General features: G+C 49.5%; 14 protein-coding genes. 9 read left to right on the top strand and 5 right to left on the bottom strand.

Going from position 1 to position 19,258, the window contains the following annotated elements; genetic code table 11:
* The first annotated feature begins 189 nt into the window (after nucleotides 1-189).
* Nucleotides 190-3,438: a ribonuclease E gene (rne, locus tag O1Q98_RS04370; protein ID WP_125259031.1), complete on the top strand. Its 3,249-nt coding sequence runs from the start codon at nucleotides 190-192 to the stop codon at nucleotides 3,436-3,438.
* Between the two features lie 65 nt (nucleotides 3,439-3,503).
* Here rne and O1Q98_RS04375 read toward each other — a convergent pair whose 3' ends face one another.
* Complete coding sequence (locus O1Q98_RS04375; protein WP_125259030.1) at nucleotides 3,504-3,791, bottom strand: putative quinol monooxygenase; 288 nt, start codon at nucleotides 3,789-3,791, stop codon at nucleotides 3,504-3,506.
* Between the two features lie 177 nt (nucleotides 3,792-3,968).
* On the opposite strand from O1Q98_RS04375, the gene pyrC reads away from it, so the two are divergent.
* From pyrC to O1Q98_RS04395, 4 genes are all read left to right on the top strand, one after another.
* Nucleotides 3,969-5,012: a dihydroorotase gene (pyrC, locus tag O1Q98_RS04380; protein ID WP_125259029.1), complete on the top strand. Its 1,044-nt coding sequence runs from the start codon at nucleotides 3,969-3,971 to the stop codon at nucleotides 5,010-5,012.
* 292 nt (nucleotides 5,013-5,304) lie between these two features.
* Entirely contained in the window at nucleotides 5,305-5,559 is a 255-nt protein-coding gene (bssS, locus tag O1Q98_RS04385; protein WP_035341087.1) for a biofilm formation regulator BssS, read from the top strand.
* Between the two features lie 289 nt (nucleotides 5,560-5,848).
* Nucleotides 5,849-6,403 carry a cytochrome b gene (locus tag O1Q98_RS04390; RefSeq protein WP_125259028.1) on the top strand — a complete coding sequence of 185 codons (555 nt, stop codon included), beginning with the start codon at nucleotides 5,849-5,851 and terminating at the stop codon, nucleotides 6,401-6,403.
* 26 nt (nucleotides 6,404-6,429) lie between these two features.
* Nucleotides 6,430-7,008 carry a YceI family protein gene (locus tag O1Q98_RS04395; protein WP_125259027.1) on the top strand — a complete coding sequence of 193 codons (579 nt, stop codon included), beginning with the start codon at nucleotides 6,430-6,432 and terminating at the stop codon, nucleotides 7,006-7,008.
* A gap of 73 nt (nucleotides 7,009-7,081) precedes the next feature.
* On the opposite strand, the gene trhO is transcribed toward O1Q98_RS04395, so the two are convergent.
* The gene (trhO, locus tag O1Q98_RS04400) at nucleotides 7,082-8,140 is read right to left on the bottom strand and encodes an oxygen-dependent tRNA uridine(34) hydroxylase TrhO (RefSeq protein WP_125259026.1); all 1,059 of its coding nucleotides are present in this window, start codon (nucleotides 8,138-8,140) and stop codon (nucleotides 7,082-7,084) included.
* Between the two features lie 160 nt (nucleotides 8,141-8,300).
* Between trhO and O1Q98_RS04405 the strand changes: the two genes are divergently transcribed.
* A complete protein-coding gene (locus O1Q98_RS04405) occupies nucleotides 8,301-9,398 on the top strand; it encodes an NADH:flavin oxidoreductase/NADH oxidase (protein ID WP_125259025.1) in 1,098 nt (365 codons plus the stop codon).
* 222 nt (nucleotides 9,399-9,620) lie between these two features.
* Nucleotides 9,621-10,547 carry a Kdo(2)-lipid IV(A) acyltransferase gene (locus tag O1Q98_RS04410; protein ID WP_125259024.1) on the top strand — a complete coding sequence of 309 codons (927 nt, stop codon included), beginning with the start codon at nucleotides 9,621-9,623 and terminating at the stop codon, nucleotides 10,545-10,547.
* A gap of 175 nt (nucleotides 10,548-10,722) precedes the next feature.
* Here O1Q98_RS04410 and mdoH read toward each other — a convergent pair whose 3' ends face one another.
* Nucleotides 10,723-13,278, bottom strand: a complete 2,556-nt coding sequence (gene mdoH / locus O1Q98_RS04415; RefSeq protein WP_125259023.1) for a glucans biosynthesis glucosyltransferase MdoH — start codon at nucleotides 13,276-13,278, stop codon at nucleotides 10,723-10,725.
* Nucleotides 13,271-14,839, bottom strand: coding sequence for a glucan biosynthesis protein G (locus O1Q98_RS04420; RefSeq protein WP_164512979.1), 1,569 nt, complete (start codon nucleotides 14,837-14,839; stop codon nucleotides 13,271-13,273). Before O1Q98_RS04420 ends, mdoH begins: the two co-directional genes overlap by 8 nt.
* Nucleotides 14,840-15,243: 404 nt before the next feature.
* Here O1Q98_RS04420 and O1Q98_RS19760 point away from each other — a divergent pair, with 404 nt between their 5' ends.
* Both O1Q98_RS19760 and O1Q98_RS04425 read left to right on the top strand, forming a co-directional pair.
* Nucleotides 15,244-15,705, top strand: coding sequence for a DUF2946 domain-containing protein (locus tag O1Q98_RS19760; RefSeq protein ID WP_125259022.1), 462 nt, complete (start codon nucleotides 15,244-15,246; stop codon nucleotides 15,703-15,705).
* Nucleotides 15,706-15,847: 142 nt separating this feature from the next.
* Nucleotides 15,848-17,314, top strand: a complete 1,467-nt coding sequence (locus tag O1Q98_RS04425; protein ID WP_125259021.1) for a PepSY-associated TM helix domain-containing protein — start codon at nucleotides 15,848-15,850, stop codon at nucleotides 17,312-17,314.
* 81 nt (nucleotides 17,315-17,395) lie between these two features.
* Here the strand turns inward: O1Q98_RS04425 and O1Q98_RS04430 are convergent, their stop codons facing one another.
* Complete coding sequence (locus tag O1Q98_RS04430) at nucleotides 17,396-19,051, bottom strand: methyl-accepting chemotaxis protein (protein ID WP_125259020.1); 1,656 nt, start codon at nucleotides 19,049-19,051, stop codon at nucleotides 17,396-17,398.
* Nucleotides 19,052-19,258: the final 207 nt, after the last annotated feature.

A 19,258-nucleotide genomic window follows, 5' to 3' on the forward strand; every position in this document is an offset into this window, starting at 1 on the left:
TCCCGTAGTAAATGCGCTGTATTCCACCAGGAAATGCAGGCTACCGAAACATGCGCCTCTATGCAGGCGACAGCCGTGAGGTTGACGCCCCTGCGATAAGACACGAGGCCATCGGTCCCCTCCGGTCATGCACCGCGTTCATCCGCAGCTCTTATCAATAATGCAAGTAAAAATAACGAGTTAAGTACGATGAAAAGAATGTTGATTAACGCGACTCAGCAGGAAGAGTTGCGTGTTGCTTTAGTTGATGGTCAACGGCTGTATGATTTGGATATTGAAAGCCCTGGCCATGAGCAGAAAAAGGCAAACATTTACAAAGGCAAAATCACCCGCATAGAACCCAGCCTTGAAGCCGCTTTTGTCGATTATGGCGCAGAACGGCACGGTTTCCTCCCCCTCAAAGAAATTGCACGTGAATACTTCCCCAGCCACTACAACGCTCACGGACGTCCGAATATCAAGGATGTGCTGCGCGAAGGGCAAGAAGTTATCGTTCAGGTGGATAAAGAAGAGCGCGGCAACAAAGGCGCGGCATTAACGACCTTTATCAGCCTGGCGGGTAGTTATCTGGTGCTGATGCCGAATAACCCTCGTGCTGGCGGTATCTCTCGCCGTATCGAAGGCGATGACCGTACCGAATTGAAAGAGGCGCTTGGCTCGCTGGAATTGCCTGAAGGAATGGGTCTGATTGTACGTACCGCCGGTGTAGGTAAATCAGCGGACGCACTGCAATGGGATTTAGCCTTTCGTCTAAAACACTGGGAAGCCATCAAAAAAGCGGCTGAAGGTCGCCAGGCTCCCTTCCTCATCCATCAGGAAAGTAATGTCATCGTTCGTGCATTTCGCGATTACTTACGCCCCGATATCGGTGAAATCCTGATAGATAACCCCAAAATTCTCGAACTGGCCAAAGAGCATATTGCTGCGCTGGGTCGCCCGGATTTCAGTAGTAAAATCAAACTGTATACCGGTGAAATTCCGCTTTTCAGTCATTATCAGATTGAATCGCAAATCGAATCCGCTTTCCAGCGTGAAGTACGTCTGCCTTCCGGTGGTTCGATTGTTATTGATAGTACCGAAGCGTTAACGGCGATTGACATCAACTCCGCCCGTGCAACGCGCGGCGGCGACATTGAAGAAACGGCATTTAACACCAACCTTGAAGCTGCCGATGAAATTGCGCGTCAGTTACGTCTGCGCGATTTGGGCGGATTGATTGTCATCGACTTCATCGATATGACGCCCGTTCGCCACCAGCGTGAAGTTGAAAACCGGCTTCGCGATGCGGTACGACAAGACAGAGCCCGTATCCAAATAGGCCGGATTTCACGCTTTGGCCTACTGGAAATGTCCCGCCAGCGCCTCAGCCCTTCGCTGGGTGAATCCAGCCATCACGTTTGCCCTCGTTGTAATGGTACTGGCACTATCCGTGATAATGAATCGCTGTCGCTGTCTATTCTGCGCTTAATTGAAGAAGAAGCGCTGAAGGAAAATACCCGTGAGGTTCATGCCATTGTGCCTGTGCCTATCGCCTCTTATCTGCTCAACGAGAAGCGAGAAGCCGTCAATGCCATTGAAAAACGTCAAGGTGGCGTTAAAGCGATTATCGTACCGCATGATGGTATGCAAACGCCGCATTATGCCGTAGTGCGCGTGCGAAAAGGCGAAGAGAAGCAGACATTAAGCTACATGTTACCTCAACTGCTGGAAGCGGAAGCCCAGCCGTCAACAGAGGAACAAACCGCAGAACGTCGCACGCCTGAACAGCCCGCGCTGGTTTCGTTTGCCATGCCTGACACGCCGCCAAGCGAAAATCAACCCGCAGCGGTGACACCGTCGTCGGCCAATCAACCTGAAACCACCGCGGTTACCAAAGAAAAAGGTCTGTTCGGCCGCGTCGTTGGTATGCTGAAAGGGCTTTTTGGTTCCGCCGAACACGATAAACCGCAGGCAGCAACCGAAGAGACGGCAGAATCTGGCGAACAACAGCAGAAGCAAGAACGCCGCAATAACCGTCGCCAGCCTAACCGTCGTGAACGCAATAATAGCAACGATCGACCGCGTGAACCGCGTGAGCGCGATGAGCAACGTCGTAACAAGCGCCCACAGCCGCAAAATGCCGTCGCAGATTCAGCACTGGTCGAGGATGATTCCCAGCTTAACGATCGCACCGCGCGTGATGAACAACGCCGCGATCAGCGTGCAGAGCGTCAACGTCGCCGTCAGGAAGAAAAACGCCAGGCACAGAGCGACGTAAAAGAGCTGAACACCGCGCTGACGGACACCGAGGCAGAAGAGGTTCAAGCCGCCGAGCAGGAAAAACCCGCACCGGTCATGCCACGCCGCCAACGTCGTCAGTTAACGCAGAAAGTCCGGGGGCAAGACGGGGAAAGTACGGCGGTTAACACCGTTGCACAACCGTTATCCGAGCCTCAGTCTGATGCTCTTCTGCTGCCACCTGTCGCACAGGCCGCCGTACAACCAGTGGAAAGTGCCGAGGCAGAGGGCGAGACCAACAACGCTGAAAACAGCCGTGAAAACGGTTTGCCGCGTCGTTCGCGTCGCTCGCCGCGCCACCTGCGTGTGAGTGGTCAGCGCCGTCGTCGCTATCGTGATGAGCGTTACCCGGCCCAATCGCCGATGCCATTAGCGCAAGCGTCGGCTTCGCCTGAAATGGCATCCGGTAAAGTATGGGTTCGTTATCCGGTAAGTCAGCCTCAGCAACAGGAAATAACGCCAACTGCGGCACCTGACGCGTTGGATACGCCGGTCACAGAACAGGGAATACCGTCTGTAGTCGCGCAAGCAGCCGTCGTCGCGCCCGCACATGCAGATGAACTGACCCAGGCAGCAACAGCCATCGCTGAAAGCGAATCAGCCGCGCCGTCAATGACTGAGGCCGAAGCATCACCGGCCACACAGCCAGCGCCGACTCAGCAGACCACGCAGGTCAGTACCCTATCTGAAGAGGAGCACGGCAAAGATGCGCAGGCCAACCAGCAAGCGGATGCCTCCGTTGCCACAGCAGCCTCTGGCACTGATGCTGTTTCGATAGCACCGGTAAGCGAGAGTCGTTCGTCAGAGGAACCCGAGACATCGGCTATGGCTGCTGTTGATCAACCTGAGACAGTAAAAGCGGAGATAACATCGCCTGCCCCTGTTGAGGTGGAACACCAGGTGGAACAGAACGCTGATCGCGACAACACACAACCGGCTCCCCAGACAGCGCCAACGGCGGTGGTTAATGCGCGTCCGCACCATGGTTCGCATTATGCCAGCGCGCCAATGACTCGGGCACCCGCACCGGTTTACGTACCCGAAGCACCTCGTGTAAGTGACTGGCAGCGACCGGCATTTGCGTTTGATGGCAAAGGTTCTGCCGGCGGACACGCTGCGGAACACCACGCCAGCGCTCCTGCAACACGCCCTGTGTTGTAAATAACATCAGCCCCAACGGGCTGATGACTGTAAGACCTGAAGCCTGCATGCGCAGGCTTCATTATTTAGGCTACGGCATTGAGAAACTTAATCTCCATCCCTTCAATTTTACCTTCCAGTTGGGATACCAATGCCTGAAAATGCATGGTCTGCTCGTGAGTTTTAATTGCCTCTTGATCTTTCCAGCGCTCAAAAAAGACGAATGACCCCGGCTTATTCAACTCCTCATGTAACTCATACTGTAAATTGCCTTCCTCCTGGCGGCTCGGCGAAACAACATGACGAACGGCTGCGGCAACATCTTCAACATATTCCGGTTTAGCCTGCACACTGGCAACGATACGAATTTCCATCCCTACTCTCCATTGATTTGAATTAACAACCTATCCCACCATAAAACGCCAAGCTTTGGTTAATTTCAACCATTTCACAACAAACGGATGCATTCACCACTTTTTCCGCTTATGCTTATTCCCCGCCGTATCACGCCCTGATTCAGGGACGTTATTTATCGACCGTCGGAGCTTGTCATGACCCCGTTGCCCACCACGCTTAACATTCGTCGTCCTGACGACTGGCACCTTCACCTGCGCGATGATCAGATGCTCAAAGCCGTACTCCCTTATACCAGTCGGGTATTTGCCAGAGCCATCGTCATGCCTAATTTGACGCCGCCTGTCACCACCGTCGCACAGGCAGAAGCCTATCGTCAGCGTATATTATCGGCTGTACCTGCCGGGGACCGCTTCCAACCGTTGATGACCTGTTATTTAACGGAGTCATTAGACAAAAATGAGATTGTCTCCGGTTATCAGCATGGCGTTTTTACCGCAGCCAAGCTTTACCCGGCACATGCGACAACCAACTCCAGCCACGGTGTGTCAGATATCACAACTATCTACCCGGTGCTTGAGGCAATGCAAAAACTGGGAATGCCATTACTGGTGCATGGCGAAGTCACCGACCCGGAAGTGGATATTTTTGACCGCGAAGCGCGCTTTATCGAGCGCATAATGCTGCCGTTGCGTGCGCACTTTCCTGAATTAAAAGTGGTTTTTGAGCACATTACCACCCAGGAAGCCGCACAATATGTACAATCGGCCGATCGGTTTGTTGCGGCGACCATTACACCACAGCATCTGATGTTTAATCGAAATCACATGCTGGTCGGCGGTATCCGCCCACACCTCTATTGCTTACCCATTCTTAAACGTAATATTCATCAGCAGGCATTACGCCAGGCGGTAGCCAGCGGCAGCGAGAAGTTTTTCCTCGGTACAGATTCAGCTCCGCATAGCCGACATCGCAAAGAGTCGTCTTGCGGGTGCGCCGGGGTATTTAATGCACAAGCAGCATTAGGCGCCTATGCCACTGTTTTTGAGGAAATGAACGCGCTGGATAAATTGGAAGCCTTTTGCTCTCTCAATGGCCCGCGCTTTTATGGATTACCGATTAACGAGGAAACCATTGTATTACATCGTAAACCGGAGCAATTCCCGGATGAAATTACAGCCGATGATGACACGATTATCCCCTTCCTTGCCGGGCAGAGCCTTAACTGGTCAATAGCCTGATGAGCTGACGCTTCCTCTGGCAGGAGGCGTCAGTTTTTGCATTACCGGACATCAAAATATTTCATCCAGATTTTAGATAGTCCATCTGCTGAATTTTCGCCACTCTGGCACTGCTGGCAGCGGCATGCTTACCCTGTTCTACCCACTACAGTGCCTCTTCTCATTTGAGTTTTTTTACATTTCATTTCCATAAATGAATCTGGCGGAGATATACTGAGATTGCTCATTGACAAGAGCCGCCTTAAACCTCGTTTAGTCACTCACGGTAGTAACTAGTTAATATGGGGGATTTATGGACAGAAACAATGAAATTATTCAGACGCACCCGCTCGTCGGCTGGGATATCAGCACTGTTGACAGTTATGACGCCATGATGATCCGCTTGCATTACCTTTCTACAGCAGATCAAGCTCCAGATGAGGCTCACGTTGACCGGACGCTATGGTTAACGACCGATGTGGCAAAACAGCTCATCTCTATTCTTGAGGCGGGTATTGCCAAAATTGAATCTAAAGAATGTCATCCTCTTGATTATCTAAAGCATTAATATTTCAATCTTTCACCACTCTGCATTTTGCTATCCTGTATAACACCACTCGAAAAGGGTGGTGTTATACCTGCATCTATTAATAGTCAGTTTATTATTTGATAACATTTCAATATAGCCAAATCACTCCCGTTAATATATTTCACGCACTTGAATATGACCATCATAAAAACATTCCTTTAGTTAAATCGATATAAGAAATAATTTATATTTATGAAAATTTTGTTGATTTTATGAAGCAGGATGTTTATTTTTATTTCGGCATTCATCTTCGATAAGGAACTCGATTATGGCCTGGCGTAATACGTCAACTCAATATGGATATATCAGTATTTTACTACATTGGCTTACAGCTGCGACAGTCTATGGCATGTTTGCTCTTGGCTTATGGATGGTAGCATTAGGTTATTATGACCCTTGGTATCACAAAGCTCCAGATATACATAAAGGCATCGGCATTTTACTTTTCCTGATACTCTTTTTTCGAGTCATATGGCGCTGGGTTTCTCCGCCCCCGGAAATACTGCCACATTATTCTGTTATAACTCGGATAGGCGCAACACTCGCACATACATTCCTGTATTTAATTTTATTTAGCATTCTAATCAGCGGTTACTTAATTTCAACTGCCGAAAATCAATCTATCTCAGTTTTTGGCTGGTTTTCCGTTCCTGCCACAATCAGTGGTATTAAGGATCAGGCCGATATCGCAGGCACGTTGCACTTATATTTTGCCTGGAGTGTCGTCATATTATCAATTCTTCACGCGTTAGCAGCATTAAAGCACCATATCATTGATCGTGATAGTACCTTAAAACGGATGTTGGGTCGAAATACTAATTAATCATTAACGGGTTAAAGGAAAAACCAATGTTAAAGAAAACACTATTGAGCATTACCCTGACTTCATTATTGGCTTTTGCGACTACAGCTCAGGCTGCGGAATATAAAATAGACAAGGAAGGTCAGCATGCATTTGTTCAGTTTAGAATAAAGCATTTAGGATTCAGCTGGTTATATGGAACGTTCAAGGATTTTGACGGTGTCTTCACCTTTGATGAAAACAACACCTCAGCAGATAAAGTGAGTGTTACGATTAATACCAATAGTGTAGACACTAACCATGCTGAACGCGATAAGCATATTCGCAGTTCGGAGTTTTTAAATACTGCCAAATATCCACAGGCAAGCTTTGTCTCTCACGACGTTAAAAAAGAGGGGGATGAGCTAAAAATTACAGGCAGTTTAACATTAAATGGAGTAACCAAGCCATTAACCTTAGACGCGAAAGCCATTGGGCAGGGCAACGATCCATGGGGAAACTATCGCGCAGGCTTTGAGGCTGAGGGAGAAATAAAACTGAAAGATTTTAATATTAACACCGATCTTGGCCCAGCGTCACAAACGGTTGAACTGATTATTTCGGTAGAAGGTATTCGCCAAAAATAATCAGGCCTGCATGGATTATAAAATAAGTATGGCCCCGGGAAATAAATCCAGGGCCAGAATAATTTAGAACAGATTACTCCTCCGATGGGGGAATACCTAACGTCAACGAGGTGTTTAATACACCTTTTGATTTATTGAATATTTTCATCTTTGCCTCACGCTCTTGACGGCGTTTTCGCTGTTCTTCCAGCGGAAGTCGGGTTTCCTCCTGGCAGGACACACTACAGCATCCCTCATATTTTTCAGCGCATTTTTGGCACTGAATAAATAATAAGTGGCAGCCCTGATTACGGCAATTTGTATGCGTATCACAACGATCGCCACATTGATGACAGTGAGCGATCACATCGTTGGACACCCTCTCGCCTAATCGCTCGTCAAAAACAAAATTTTTGCCAATAAATTTCAGCGGTAAGCCTTTTTCTCTCGCCTGACGGACATATTCAATAATCCCACCCTCGACGTGATAGATGTTGCGAAAGCCATTATGCAACATGTAAGCGCTGGCCTTCTCGCAACGAATCCCGCCAGTGCAATACATCACAATATTCTTTTCTCGTTTATCCGCCAGCATTTCCAGTGCCATAGGCAATTGCTCACGAAATGTGTCTGAGGGAATTTCTATGGCGTTTTCAAAATGCCCGACCTCATATTCATAGTGATTACGCATATCCACAAATACGGTTTGCGGGTCTTCCGCCATCTGATTCACCTGCTGCGCATTTAGGTATTGCCCAACTTTCGTGGCATCAAACGTTTCATCATCGATGCCATCAGCCACAATGCGTGAGCGAACCTTCATACGCAGAACCCAAAATGATTTGCCATCATCTTCAAGCGCGATATTCAGACGCACACCATCCAGCGCGGGGTGCGATCGATACAATACTGTGCGGAATGCTGCAAATTTGCTTGCAGGCACGCTTATCTGCGCATTAATCCCCTCGCTGGCAATATACACACGGCCAAAGACGTTGAGATCGTTCAACGCAATATACAGCGCATCACGAAATGCATGGGGATCGCTCAGTTGAACGTATTTATAAAAGGAAACGGTTGTGCGTGGCTCAACCTCAGCGAGCATACGCGCTTTCAATTCCTGATTGGAAACACGGTTATGTAACACTGGCATGGTGTACTGTCCTGTTTTAATGGGGATAAACGGCGTTAATATAGTGTTGAAGTGATGTTGCATATCATACAGGGTCAGTGGTTGACTGTCAGTGTGCCACCACATTCGACATCGCAGGTGTGTTGCCTGTCAGCAAATACGTAGAGGAGTTGCCATTATTATGAGTATGCTGTTTAGCCCATTAGCACTGGGAAATCTGACGCTGCCAAATCGAATAATCATTGCACCAATGTGCCAATATGCGGCTGATAACGGTAAAGCGACCGAATGGCATATGATGCACCTCGGCACGCTTTCACATTCTGGGGCAGGACTATTAATTGTTGAGGCCACGGCTGTCGTGCCGGAAGGACGGATCTCTCCACACGATCTGGGGTTGTGGGATGACGAAACGGAACGCGCGTTATTGCCAGTCATTCAGGCGATTCGTAAACACTCAACCATTCCGCTCGGAATACAGCTGGGCCATGCCGGGCGCAAAGCCTCCACCCGCACCCCCTGGACCGGTCGATCGCACCTTCGGCCCGATCAAGGCGGCTGGCAGACAGTCGCCCCCTCAGCACAGCCTTATCATCCAGACGATCTGCCACCTATTGCGCTGAGTCACGCGCAGATCAACGATCTGATTGATGCTTTTGCCGCCTCAGCCCAACGTGCCGATCGACTGGGATTTGATCTGATAGAGATTCATGCCGCGCATGGCTACTTATTGCACCAGTTCCTTTCACCACTCACAAATATGCGCAGCGATGAGTATGGCGGTTCCCTGTCAAACCGATTGCGGCTGCTCAGTGATATCTACCTTGCTGTTCGACAAGCGGTGTCCGCTGATAAAGCCGTGGGCGTGCGTATTTCAGCAACAGATGGTGTCAACGGCGGCTGGGATCTCGCACAATCCATTACGCTCGGCAAAATGCTAAAACAGCTAGGCTGCGATTTTATTCACGTATCAAGCGGTGGACTCTCCCCTTTACAGCACATTGAACCTGCGCCGAATTATCAAGTGCCGTTTGCCAGAGCAATACGACAAGAAACCGGACTCACCACCATCGCTGTCGGGCTGATCACCGAACCAGAACAGGCCGAAGCCATTGTCGCTACCGGCGATGCTGATGCCGCAGCCCTTGCTCGCGCTATCTTATTTAACCCGAGATGGCCTTGGCATGCGGCTGTAAAACTGAACGCACATGTCAATGTCCCACCACAATTTTGGCGTAGCGAACCACACTATGTTCGAGGACTGTTCGAGCAACCATGAGGCAGGCTCCTCGCATCAAGGCGAGGAGTGCGTTATCACAAATGTCATCAAAGGTTAAAAACCTGACACAGCAAGTGCTATTATAAATACGACGTTGAATTTACGAGCAAAATAGCGCTTGTATAACATCCCTGATAACGTTTCTTCAGGCTATAGATTTAAAAAACCCTGGCTATCCCGTTAACTCTCGGCACATTAGTGCCTTTTTTTGATACTGAGGCCATGACACAGATACCCTCGTTTAATCGCTCACTCTTACACCCCCGCTATTGGGCCACATGGGCTGGCGTTGCTTTGCTTTACCTGCTCGTTCTGTTGCCTTATCCGCTCATTTACCGTATTGGGACGGGGCTTGGCCGTCTCTCCATGCGAGTATTAAAACGCCGTGTTGCAATCGCACACCGTAATTTGCAGCTCTGTTTCCCTGATATGTCGGAGCAGGAGCGTACACAACAGGTTATCAAGAATTTTGAGTCTGTCGGTATGGGCATCATGGAAACGGGCATGGCCTGGTTTTGGCCGGACTGGCGGGTTGCGCGTTGGTTTAGCATCAGTGGTATTGAACACATGTTGCCGCTCAGAGAGCAAAAACGCGGTATTCTTTTGATTGGCTTGCATTTTCTCACCCTTGAGCTGGGTGCGCGTATTTTTGGCATGCAGAACGCTGGTATTGGTGTCTATCGCCCGAATGACAATAAATTACTCGACTGGCTGCAAACCTGGGGCCGTATGCGTTCGAATAAATCCATGCTCGATCGAAAAGATCTAAAAGGGATGATTCGGGCCCTGAAACAGGGGGAAATCATTTGGTACGCCCCCGATCATGACTATGGTCCACGCAGCAGCGTTTTCGTACCGCTGTTTGGTGTCGAAAAAACCGCAACGACCGTGGGAAGTTATATGCTCGCCCGCGCGGCAAAACCGGCTATCGTGCCATTTGTACCGCGCCGCCTGCCTGATGCTAAAGGGTATGAATTGATCATTCGTCCGGCACATCTGGAGATCCCGCTTGATAGCGAAGAGATAACCGCAGCCTGGATGAACAAGCTGGTTGAGGAGAATATTTTACTCGCCCCAGAGCAATACATGTGGCTCCATCGGCGCTTTAAAACCAGACCAGAAGGTGAGCCATCCTTATATACTCACTGATGATGCGTTTCCCTCTTTCGTTTGTTGCGATAACGGCTATCTCGCCTTATTGCGCACTCTCCCCTAAAGGGACAGTTTAAAGCCAACAACAATCATCTCTCCCGGGGAAGTGGTTTAACGCTGACAAAAAAAGCAACGGTAAAACCGTTGCTTTTTTATATAGCGAACTGATTGATCAGCTGTTCTTGATGATAGGCTCGGCTAACGGCTGATAAGCATCATGCCAGTTTTGATAGCGCTCCGGCTGACTCCACAAACGATTATGTAAGCGAGCCAGTGTTACCGGATCACTGAGCAATGCCAGACGCAACGCACCATCAACCTCATGAGGCTTGCGCGCTAATGCTTCACTCACACGCTGTTCACGCATCTCTTCGATAGGCTGACTAAAACCGTGACGAGCGGTAGCCATCGCACTACTCAACGCATTAATGGAAGGATCAAACACCGCATGCATAAAACCGTGCTCCAGTTTACGCTCGCGGTTGCGGCGGAAATATTCATCCGTCGCCACCAATTCACGCGGTGGATCTGATTCTTCTGGAATAAGCAGTAATTGATTGCGTTTACAGGCTAACCCGACATTCGCACGGCTCGACAGCACAGAGACCAACGGCGAGAGAATCAGCGAGAAGACAATCGGTGCCAGCCACCACAAGAAACGCAGATCAAGCCATGCCATACCGATTGCCCACACTAACCCAAGCAACAGTTGCGATCCATGGCGAGCAAACGCCTCACTCCAGGGCGTGGCATCGTCGTCACGCTGGGGAGATTTCCACTGCACTGACCAGCCGAGGAATGCACTCACAACAAAGACGGTGTGAAACAGCATACGCACCGGAGCCAACAGTACGGAAAAGAGCATTTCTATCAGCAACGAGACAAACAGCCTTAACGTGCCGCCATAGGCTTTTGCCCCCTTCGCACACACCAGAATGACGCTCAACAGTTTCGGCAAGAACAGCAACACTAATGTCGTCGAGAACAGGGCTATTGCCAATTCTGGACGCCACTGCGGCCACACCGGGAAAAGCTGACGTGGCTGTAAGAAGTATTGTGGCTCCATCAAGGTATGGACAACCTGCAATGCGGTAGACAGCGCCAGGAACATAAACCAGAGCGGCGCAGACAGATAGGACATCACGCCCGTCAGGAATACCGCACGATGTACCGGATGCATCCCTTTGACTAAAAACAACCGGAAATTCATCAAGTTGCCATGACACCAACGGCGATCGCGCTTCAACTCATCAAGCAAGTTGGGCGGTAATTCCTCATAGCTTCCCGGCAGATCATAAGCAATCCATACACCCCATCCCGCACGACGCATTAATGCGGCTTCAACAAAGTCATGCGAAAGAATCGAACCAGCAAATGAGCCTTCACCCGGTAATGGCGCCAATGCACAATGCTCGATAAACGGTTTTACGCGAATGATTGCATTATGCCCCCAGTAATGGGACTCACCCAATTGCCAAAAATGCAAACCGGCGGTGAACAGCGGGCCATACACCCGAGTGGCAAACTGCTGGCAACGCGCATACAGCGTATCCATTCCTGACGCCCTTGGCGCAGACTGGATAATACCGGCATTCGGATTTGCCTCCATTAACCTCACCAACGAGGTCAGGCAATCACCACTCATTACGCTATCGGCGTCTAACACCACCATATAGCTGTATTGGCTACCCCAACGGCGACAAAAATCATCAATGTTGCCACTTTTGCGTTTTACGCGACGACGACGGCGGCGATAGAAAATACGGCCAGCGCCATCGACCTCACGGCACAGATCCATCCACGCCTTCTGTTCAGCAACGCAAATATCGGGATCGTTACTGTCGCTTAGGACGTAAATATCAAAGTGACTCAATTGCCCCGTAGCAGCAACTGACTCATAGGTTGCACGTAATCCGGCAAAAACACGCTCCACGTCCTCATTACAGATTGGCATGATGAGCGCAGTACGATGAGCGGGATTGAGTGGCTCATTACCCACGGTTGTCGATGAGATACTGTACTTATCTTTGCCAATCAGTAATTGCAAAAATCCCATCAGTGCCGTCCAAAAACCGGCGGACACCCAACAGAACAGCACAGCAAACAGGATGAGTATGCCGCTTTGCAACACATACGGCAGTAGCTGCATCAACGTACGCCATACATCCTGATGTACCATGGCAAAAGGATCAATTAACGCCCATCCCTGATAAGGGAGTATGGTTTTCATATACCAGGTTGCAATAGCCGTCTGGAAAAGCGTTAACACCAACAGAATATAGCGACGCAATGTTCCCACTTTACGCCAGCGATTTTCCGCTTCGTTTTCTTCTGCCGTCTTATACTGATGACGGAGAGGTTTCGCTCTGCCTTTGACACTATCCCACCAACGCGCCATCGGGTTAGTCTGCCAGGCGTCAGGGAACATCGACGCACGAACAATCTTCGGCATCGCCTGTAATGCAGTGCGCCCTTCACGATCTTTACCGAGCTGTTTACCGCCATTGAGCCCCTCTTTCCACGCCAGTTCCAGACGACGCTGAACCGAAACTAATGGCACATCATCCGGTGAGCGCATTGATACAGCGGCGCTGTCATCAGACAGTGATTGGTGTAAAGAAGAGACGTTCGGAGATTGCGACAGCATCTCGCTTAGGCCCTCTGCCTGACCAGCAGGCAGAGGTAATTTCTCGATATAATCGAGAGAAGAAGGAGTTGACTTATTCATTAGCAGGCAACTGATAGCTCCAGGTTTCAGTCAATGTGGTTTCACCATTGACCAATGCCGCTCGCATTTCCGTCGGTTGCTTGTTGTCTTTCACCTTCATACGCAGTGTCAGACGCCAACCATGAGTGACCGGATTATAGCGAACACTGTTTTCCACAATTTCACCGTTGTCACCAATACTGACTTGTGACGCAACCGGCGTATTCGGATCCAGACTCTTCATGTTTTCGCCGACAAAATCGACCAGAAAAGCTGTCGTCCCGTCTGGCTGACGAATCAGGTTAGATTGCTTCACATCACCGGTAGAACGCATCGTCTTCATGACATATGCCAGTTCTTGTGAATGCAGCGCTTCTTCGTCTTTAGTGAAGTGCAAACGGTATTTAACCTCCAGTGGCTGGCCTTTTTCAGGCAATGTATCTGGAGTCCAGAATGCAACGATATTATCGTTAGTCTCATCCGCCGTCGGAATTTCTACCAGCTCAACGCGACCTTTGCCCCACTCACCTTTGGTTTCAACCCAACCACTGGGGCGCAGATCGTAGCGGTCATCCAGATCCTCATAGCCAGAGAAATCACGACCTCGTTGTAATAACCCAAACCCTTTAGGGTTTTCAATGGTATATGTGCTTACCGACAAATGTTTCGGATTATTCAACGGCCGCCAAATCCACTCGCCGTTACCGGCGTGGATAGATAAACCATTTGAATCATGCAGTGCTGAACGATAATTCAGGGTTGGTGACGGTTGACTCGGGCCGAACAGGAACATACTGGTTAACGGCGCTACGCCAAGTTTACCGACTTTGTCACGCAGGTAAACTTTAGCTTCCACATCCACCATGCTGTCACTACCGGGATAGACGACAAACCGGTAAGCACCGACGGAACGCGGCGAGTCAAGCAACGCATAAATAACCAGATGCTTGTCTTCAGGCTTTGGATGTTCTATCCAGAATTCACGAAAACGCGGGAACTCTTCGCCCGATGGCAAGGCCGTATCAATCGCCAGACCTCGTGCAGAAAGGCCGTATACCTGCCCTTTTCCGACGACACGGAAATAGCTGGCGCCCAGCATACTGAGGATTTCATCGTTCTTATCCGCTTTATTCACCGGATACAGAACCCTGAAGCCTGCAAACCCTAAATCTTTTACAGTCGCTTCGTCATGATTGACGGTACCGAAGTCAAAATAATCTGTCGAATATTTGATTTCATTGACGTCTGTCGCCGTCACCTCATTGATTTTGACCGGAACGTCAAAATACATACCTTGATGATAGAATTGCAGTTTGAAAGGCGTCTGGTCTGCATTCCAGTAGGATTTGTCCTGGTTGAAGCGAATCTGCTGATAATCAGCGAATTTCATATCGCGGAATTGAGCAGGTAAATTACTTTTTGGCGCTTCATAGCCTTTTTCGGCAAGCTTTTCCGCTTTTTGCGCAACATCATCAATAGAAAAAGCCCAAGCGTGCAATGACGTCAGCGACAACATAACTGCGGCTGATATCCAACGAAGCGATACACTACGTGGCTTAACCTTAAATTTATTAACCAGCACATCTCCCCCTGTATGTGTGCCTAAATCAACTAAAACCCATATTAAAGGATAAGTTAGCTTTCCGACAACTTGAGAAAAGAATGCGTCATCATAAGAGCTCATCGTTTAAACAACATTCTCCACACTCCGGTGGCAAACGTTTTTTCAAAGTCACCATTACCACACGCCTCACGCGATAAAAAAACCCATACAGGCCATGGTAATATGGCGCTAAATTCTCCTCTCACCCGATGAGCGTGGCAAGAAACTTCTGTCAGCCGCAGTGTGCTATTGGCTTTTTATGGAGAGCTTGCCGCAATTTTTTTACCTACTGCCATTAAATATCAACATTTCCTTAACCCTATCCCGTAGTTAAGGTAGTATTCCTGCGCCCAACTTATTCCCGACCACGTAAAAAACGCTTTATGTCTTTGTTTGAACTAAGACAATCACGTTTTGCGGCCTGGATTGGAATTTTAGCGCTTGTTGCTATTTTTCTCGCGCCGCCAATTTCGCAATCACTGCGAACGACTCACCACGTTCAAACACCGGCCTATAGCGATGAAACACGTGTTGCCGCACATTCGCATAAAAGCTCGCCAGAGCACCCTGCTCACGCCTTTGCAGCAATAGAGCACGTCCCGCAAACCGTAACGCATGACCATTCGAGCAATATGGCAATGGATCACAGCGCATGCGGGTATTGCCTCTTGCTCTCTTATCTGCCGATATTAGTCATCGTCGGCGCACTGTCTCCTGTCGCCGTTTCATTGAGGCAATACAGTTGCAAGGGTTGCGTGTACCGCCCCGTCTACGATGATATTTGGCATATTTTCCCCGAACCCCGAGCGCCCCCTCTGACACCGGTTTTCATTAACACACGATGAGGCATCGCCACCACTGACACACGCGAGTGTTGCCGGGAGCCCTTTTGCTCTCGCCCTTTTGCCTATCGTGTTTTATCTCTCAAACCACTATCGACGCGGTTTCGATAGTTAACGTACTCACTCTGCCTTCAGCGGGGATTCTATGTCCGTACCTACATCGGCAACATCATCCATCCACTCACCAATATCATCTGATATGCCAACCGCTTCTGTAGCATCTGGCAAGGGGTATTCGGTTTCTCAGCAGAGCGCATTGCTGGGATTATTTATGCGTTTACATTTCTATATCGGCTTGTTTGTTGGGCCTTTTATTTTCATTGCTGCATTAACCGGCACCATCTATGTACTGACGCCGCAACTAGAATCGCGGTATTACTCGACCTGGTTATTTACCGATAACACCGGCACCGTACATCCGTTATCACAACAAATTACCGCTGCAATGCAAGCGGTGAACCAGCACTATCCTCAGGCCACACTCTCTGCGGTACGGCCAGCACCCGCAGTGGGTTACACCACCCGGGTCATGTTTTCTCTTCCTTCGCTCAATACCTCCGAGAGTTATGCCGTCTTTGTTGACCCGGTATCCCTTGACATTCGCGGTGCGGCTACAGTCTATGGCACCAGTGGTATTTTACCATTTCGTACTATGCTGGATTATCTACACCGCCATTTGCTTCTCGGCGAGATGGGGCGCGCTTACAGCGAGCTGGCCGCCTCCTGGTTATGGCTTTCCGCGCTCGGCGGCCTGTTCATTTGGCATCGAAACCGAAAAATGACGCCGAGATTACATCGTCAGTCAGGCTCGGCCAGCAACAGCCCCGTCAGGCAACGTATGCGTCTGCGCCAGCGACATACCGTCATCGGGTTAACATTAACTCTTGGCCTGATCTTCTTTTCCGCGACCGGCCTGACATGGTCTCGCTGGGCAGGCGAAAATATCGCGTCTCTGCGTGCTACGCTTGGTTGGCTCACACCGTCATTAAGCACCCAGCTAAACGCACCATCACCGGCTACAGGCAATCTTCATCTTGAGCATCAGGCAACATCGGCCTCGGCTGGGTCGCCGCTCTCCGTTGATACCTTTGACAAAGTACAGACTCTTGCCCGCCAGGCGGGTATCGATGCAGGTAAGATTGAAATCAAACCAGCGACAAAACCCCATCGCGCCTGGACGGTTAGCGAGATAGACCGCTCATGGCCCACGCAGGTGGATGCCGTTGCCATCGATCCGGTGACGCTAACTGTCATTGATCGTGTTCGTTTTGCCGACTATCCCTTAGCCGCCAAGTTAACCCGCTGGGGAATTGATGCGCATATGGGGATTCTCTTCGGTTGGCCCAATCAGCTACTGCTGGCTGCTTTTGGTTTCAGCCTGTGCCTGCTGATCGTGTGGGGATACAGAATGTGGTGGATTCGCCGCCCCCGCCATCATGCCATTTCTCATCCCCTGCAAACGCTAACGCTCGCCTTTTTACCGCTGAGAACCGCGACAAAAGGGGTTATTTTGATAAGCGCAATGATGCTTGCCCTCAGTTTGCCGGTAATGGGGGTAAGCTTGTTACTTTTCTTACTCATCGATATTTGGCGCTGGCGTCGTACCCGATAGCATATTGCGCGCGGTAATCTGACCACGGTGACATCCTGCAAACCGCAGCACATGCTGCGGTTTATCGCGATGCGGTATAACCTAAAATGCAGCCCAGTTTGGCGTGCCCTGCTGGTTTTTTTCGCTAACGTTCATCAAGCCCAGCCCCTGGCTGTGGTGCTGATGCTGCCATCCGATGGGTTGGTTTGTACGAGCATCCAGTTTGAATACACTGACCGTTTTCGCCAGCGTTTGAGCCTGCTCCTGCAATGACAAGGCCGCAGCTGCTGATTCCTCGACGAGAGCAGCGTTTTGCTGCGTTGTCACATCTATCTGTCCAATCGCCAGGTTTATCTGGTTAATGCCATCACTTTGCTCCTGGCTGGCTTGCGCGATTTCGCGAATAATGCCTCCCGCATGATGGGCATTTTCAATGACTTCGCCCATTATCTGCTCCGTACTTTCCACTAAGCGCATACCGTCTTGAATACGTTGCACGGAGCTGTCAATCAACGCTTTTATTTCCTTGGCGGAATTGGCGCTACGCTGTGCCAGCGCTCGAACCTCGCTGGCGACAACCGCAAACCCACGCCCCTGCTCACCCGCTCTCGCGGCTTCAACGGCTGCATTAAGGGCCAAAATATTTGTCTGGAACGCAATGCTGTCTATCACACTCACAATCTCGGCCATACGCGTAGAGCCGTCACGAATCTCGCGCATTTCGCGGGTGACATTCGCCATCATGTCACCGCTTTGCCGCACGATATCCGAAGCCTGCCCCGCCAACGACGCAGCATGATTGGTGTTATCCGTTGTGTTTTTGATAGTCGCGGTCAACTGTTCAACAGAAGCAGCCGTTTGTTCAAGCGAACTCGCCTGTTCTTCCGTGCGCGCCGATAAATCCTGATTGCCGGCCGCAATTTGCGAGGCTGCGGATGAAATGGTTTCTGCGCCATCGCGTACCTGGCTAACGATATGACGCAGGCTGTCATTCATATTATATAGCGCATGCAACAGTTGCCCGGTTTCATCCTTGTGGCACACCGTTGGTTCAAAGGTTAGATCGCCGGTCGCGACTCTTTCTGCCAGTTTCAAGGCTTCATGCAATGGTCGTGTGACACTATGGGTCATCCACCAGGCTATCATGCCCCCCGCCACGGTACTCAGAATCAGTACCAGCCATAAACCGATTTTAATGTCGAAATAATTTTTCTGTACATTCTGGCTGGCCAGAACCATTTGGTCGTCTTGATAGTCAATGAATTCAGCGACTTTCTCTTTATATTTTTTTTGTAGCTGTAAGGAGACGTGAAGTAATTCTGTGATGGCGGCCTGTTTATCGCCACGGCTGGCAAGCTCCATGAGTTTATTACCTGAAACTGCGTATTCGGCACGAATTTTCTGAATATCACGTAATAAGCTGACCGACCGCTCATCATTCGCATGTGCCGTTAGATCCGACAACAAGCTGGTAATTTCCGCAGAATACTTATTTGTTTCCTCATTTTGCCTTTTAATGTCCTCTTTAGAGTCCATCATCAATATCAATTGCTGCCCCATCAGTGCATTATTTAACTCATCAATCAGTCGATTACCCTTCGCGGTTGTTGGATAAAGCATCGAAACGGTGTAATTCATTTTTTGGTTAAAATCGCTTAATTTACTTAGCGCCACGATGCCTGTAATTAACAACATAAGAATAACAAATGAGAAACCAGCCGCGAGTCTATAGCCTATTTTAAAATTGGAAAAATTCATTTCACGCCCCTTCATTAATTCCCTTTGACGACCTTCCTATAAATAACATGTAATCAATACAGCATTAATTACATGTTACATCCATATGCGCTGTTAAGTATAAACCCGGATAATAACGACGGACAGATAGCGCATCTGTCCTTGCCTCACTGGTTCTCACTTAACGAGCTCTCAGCATCTGAACACCTGATAACATCAACGTTCAGC

The organism is Dickeya lacustris (assembly GCF_029635795.1).
Classification (GTDB): domain Bacteria; phylum Pseudomonadota; class Gammaproteobacteria; order Enterobacterales; family Enterobacteriaceae; genus Dickeya; species Dickeya lacustris.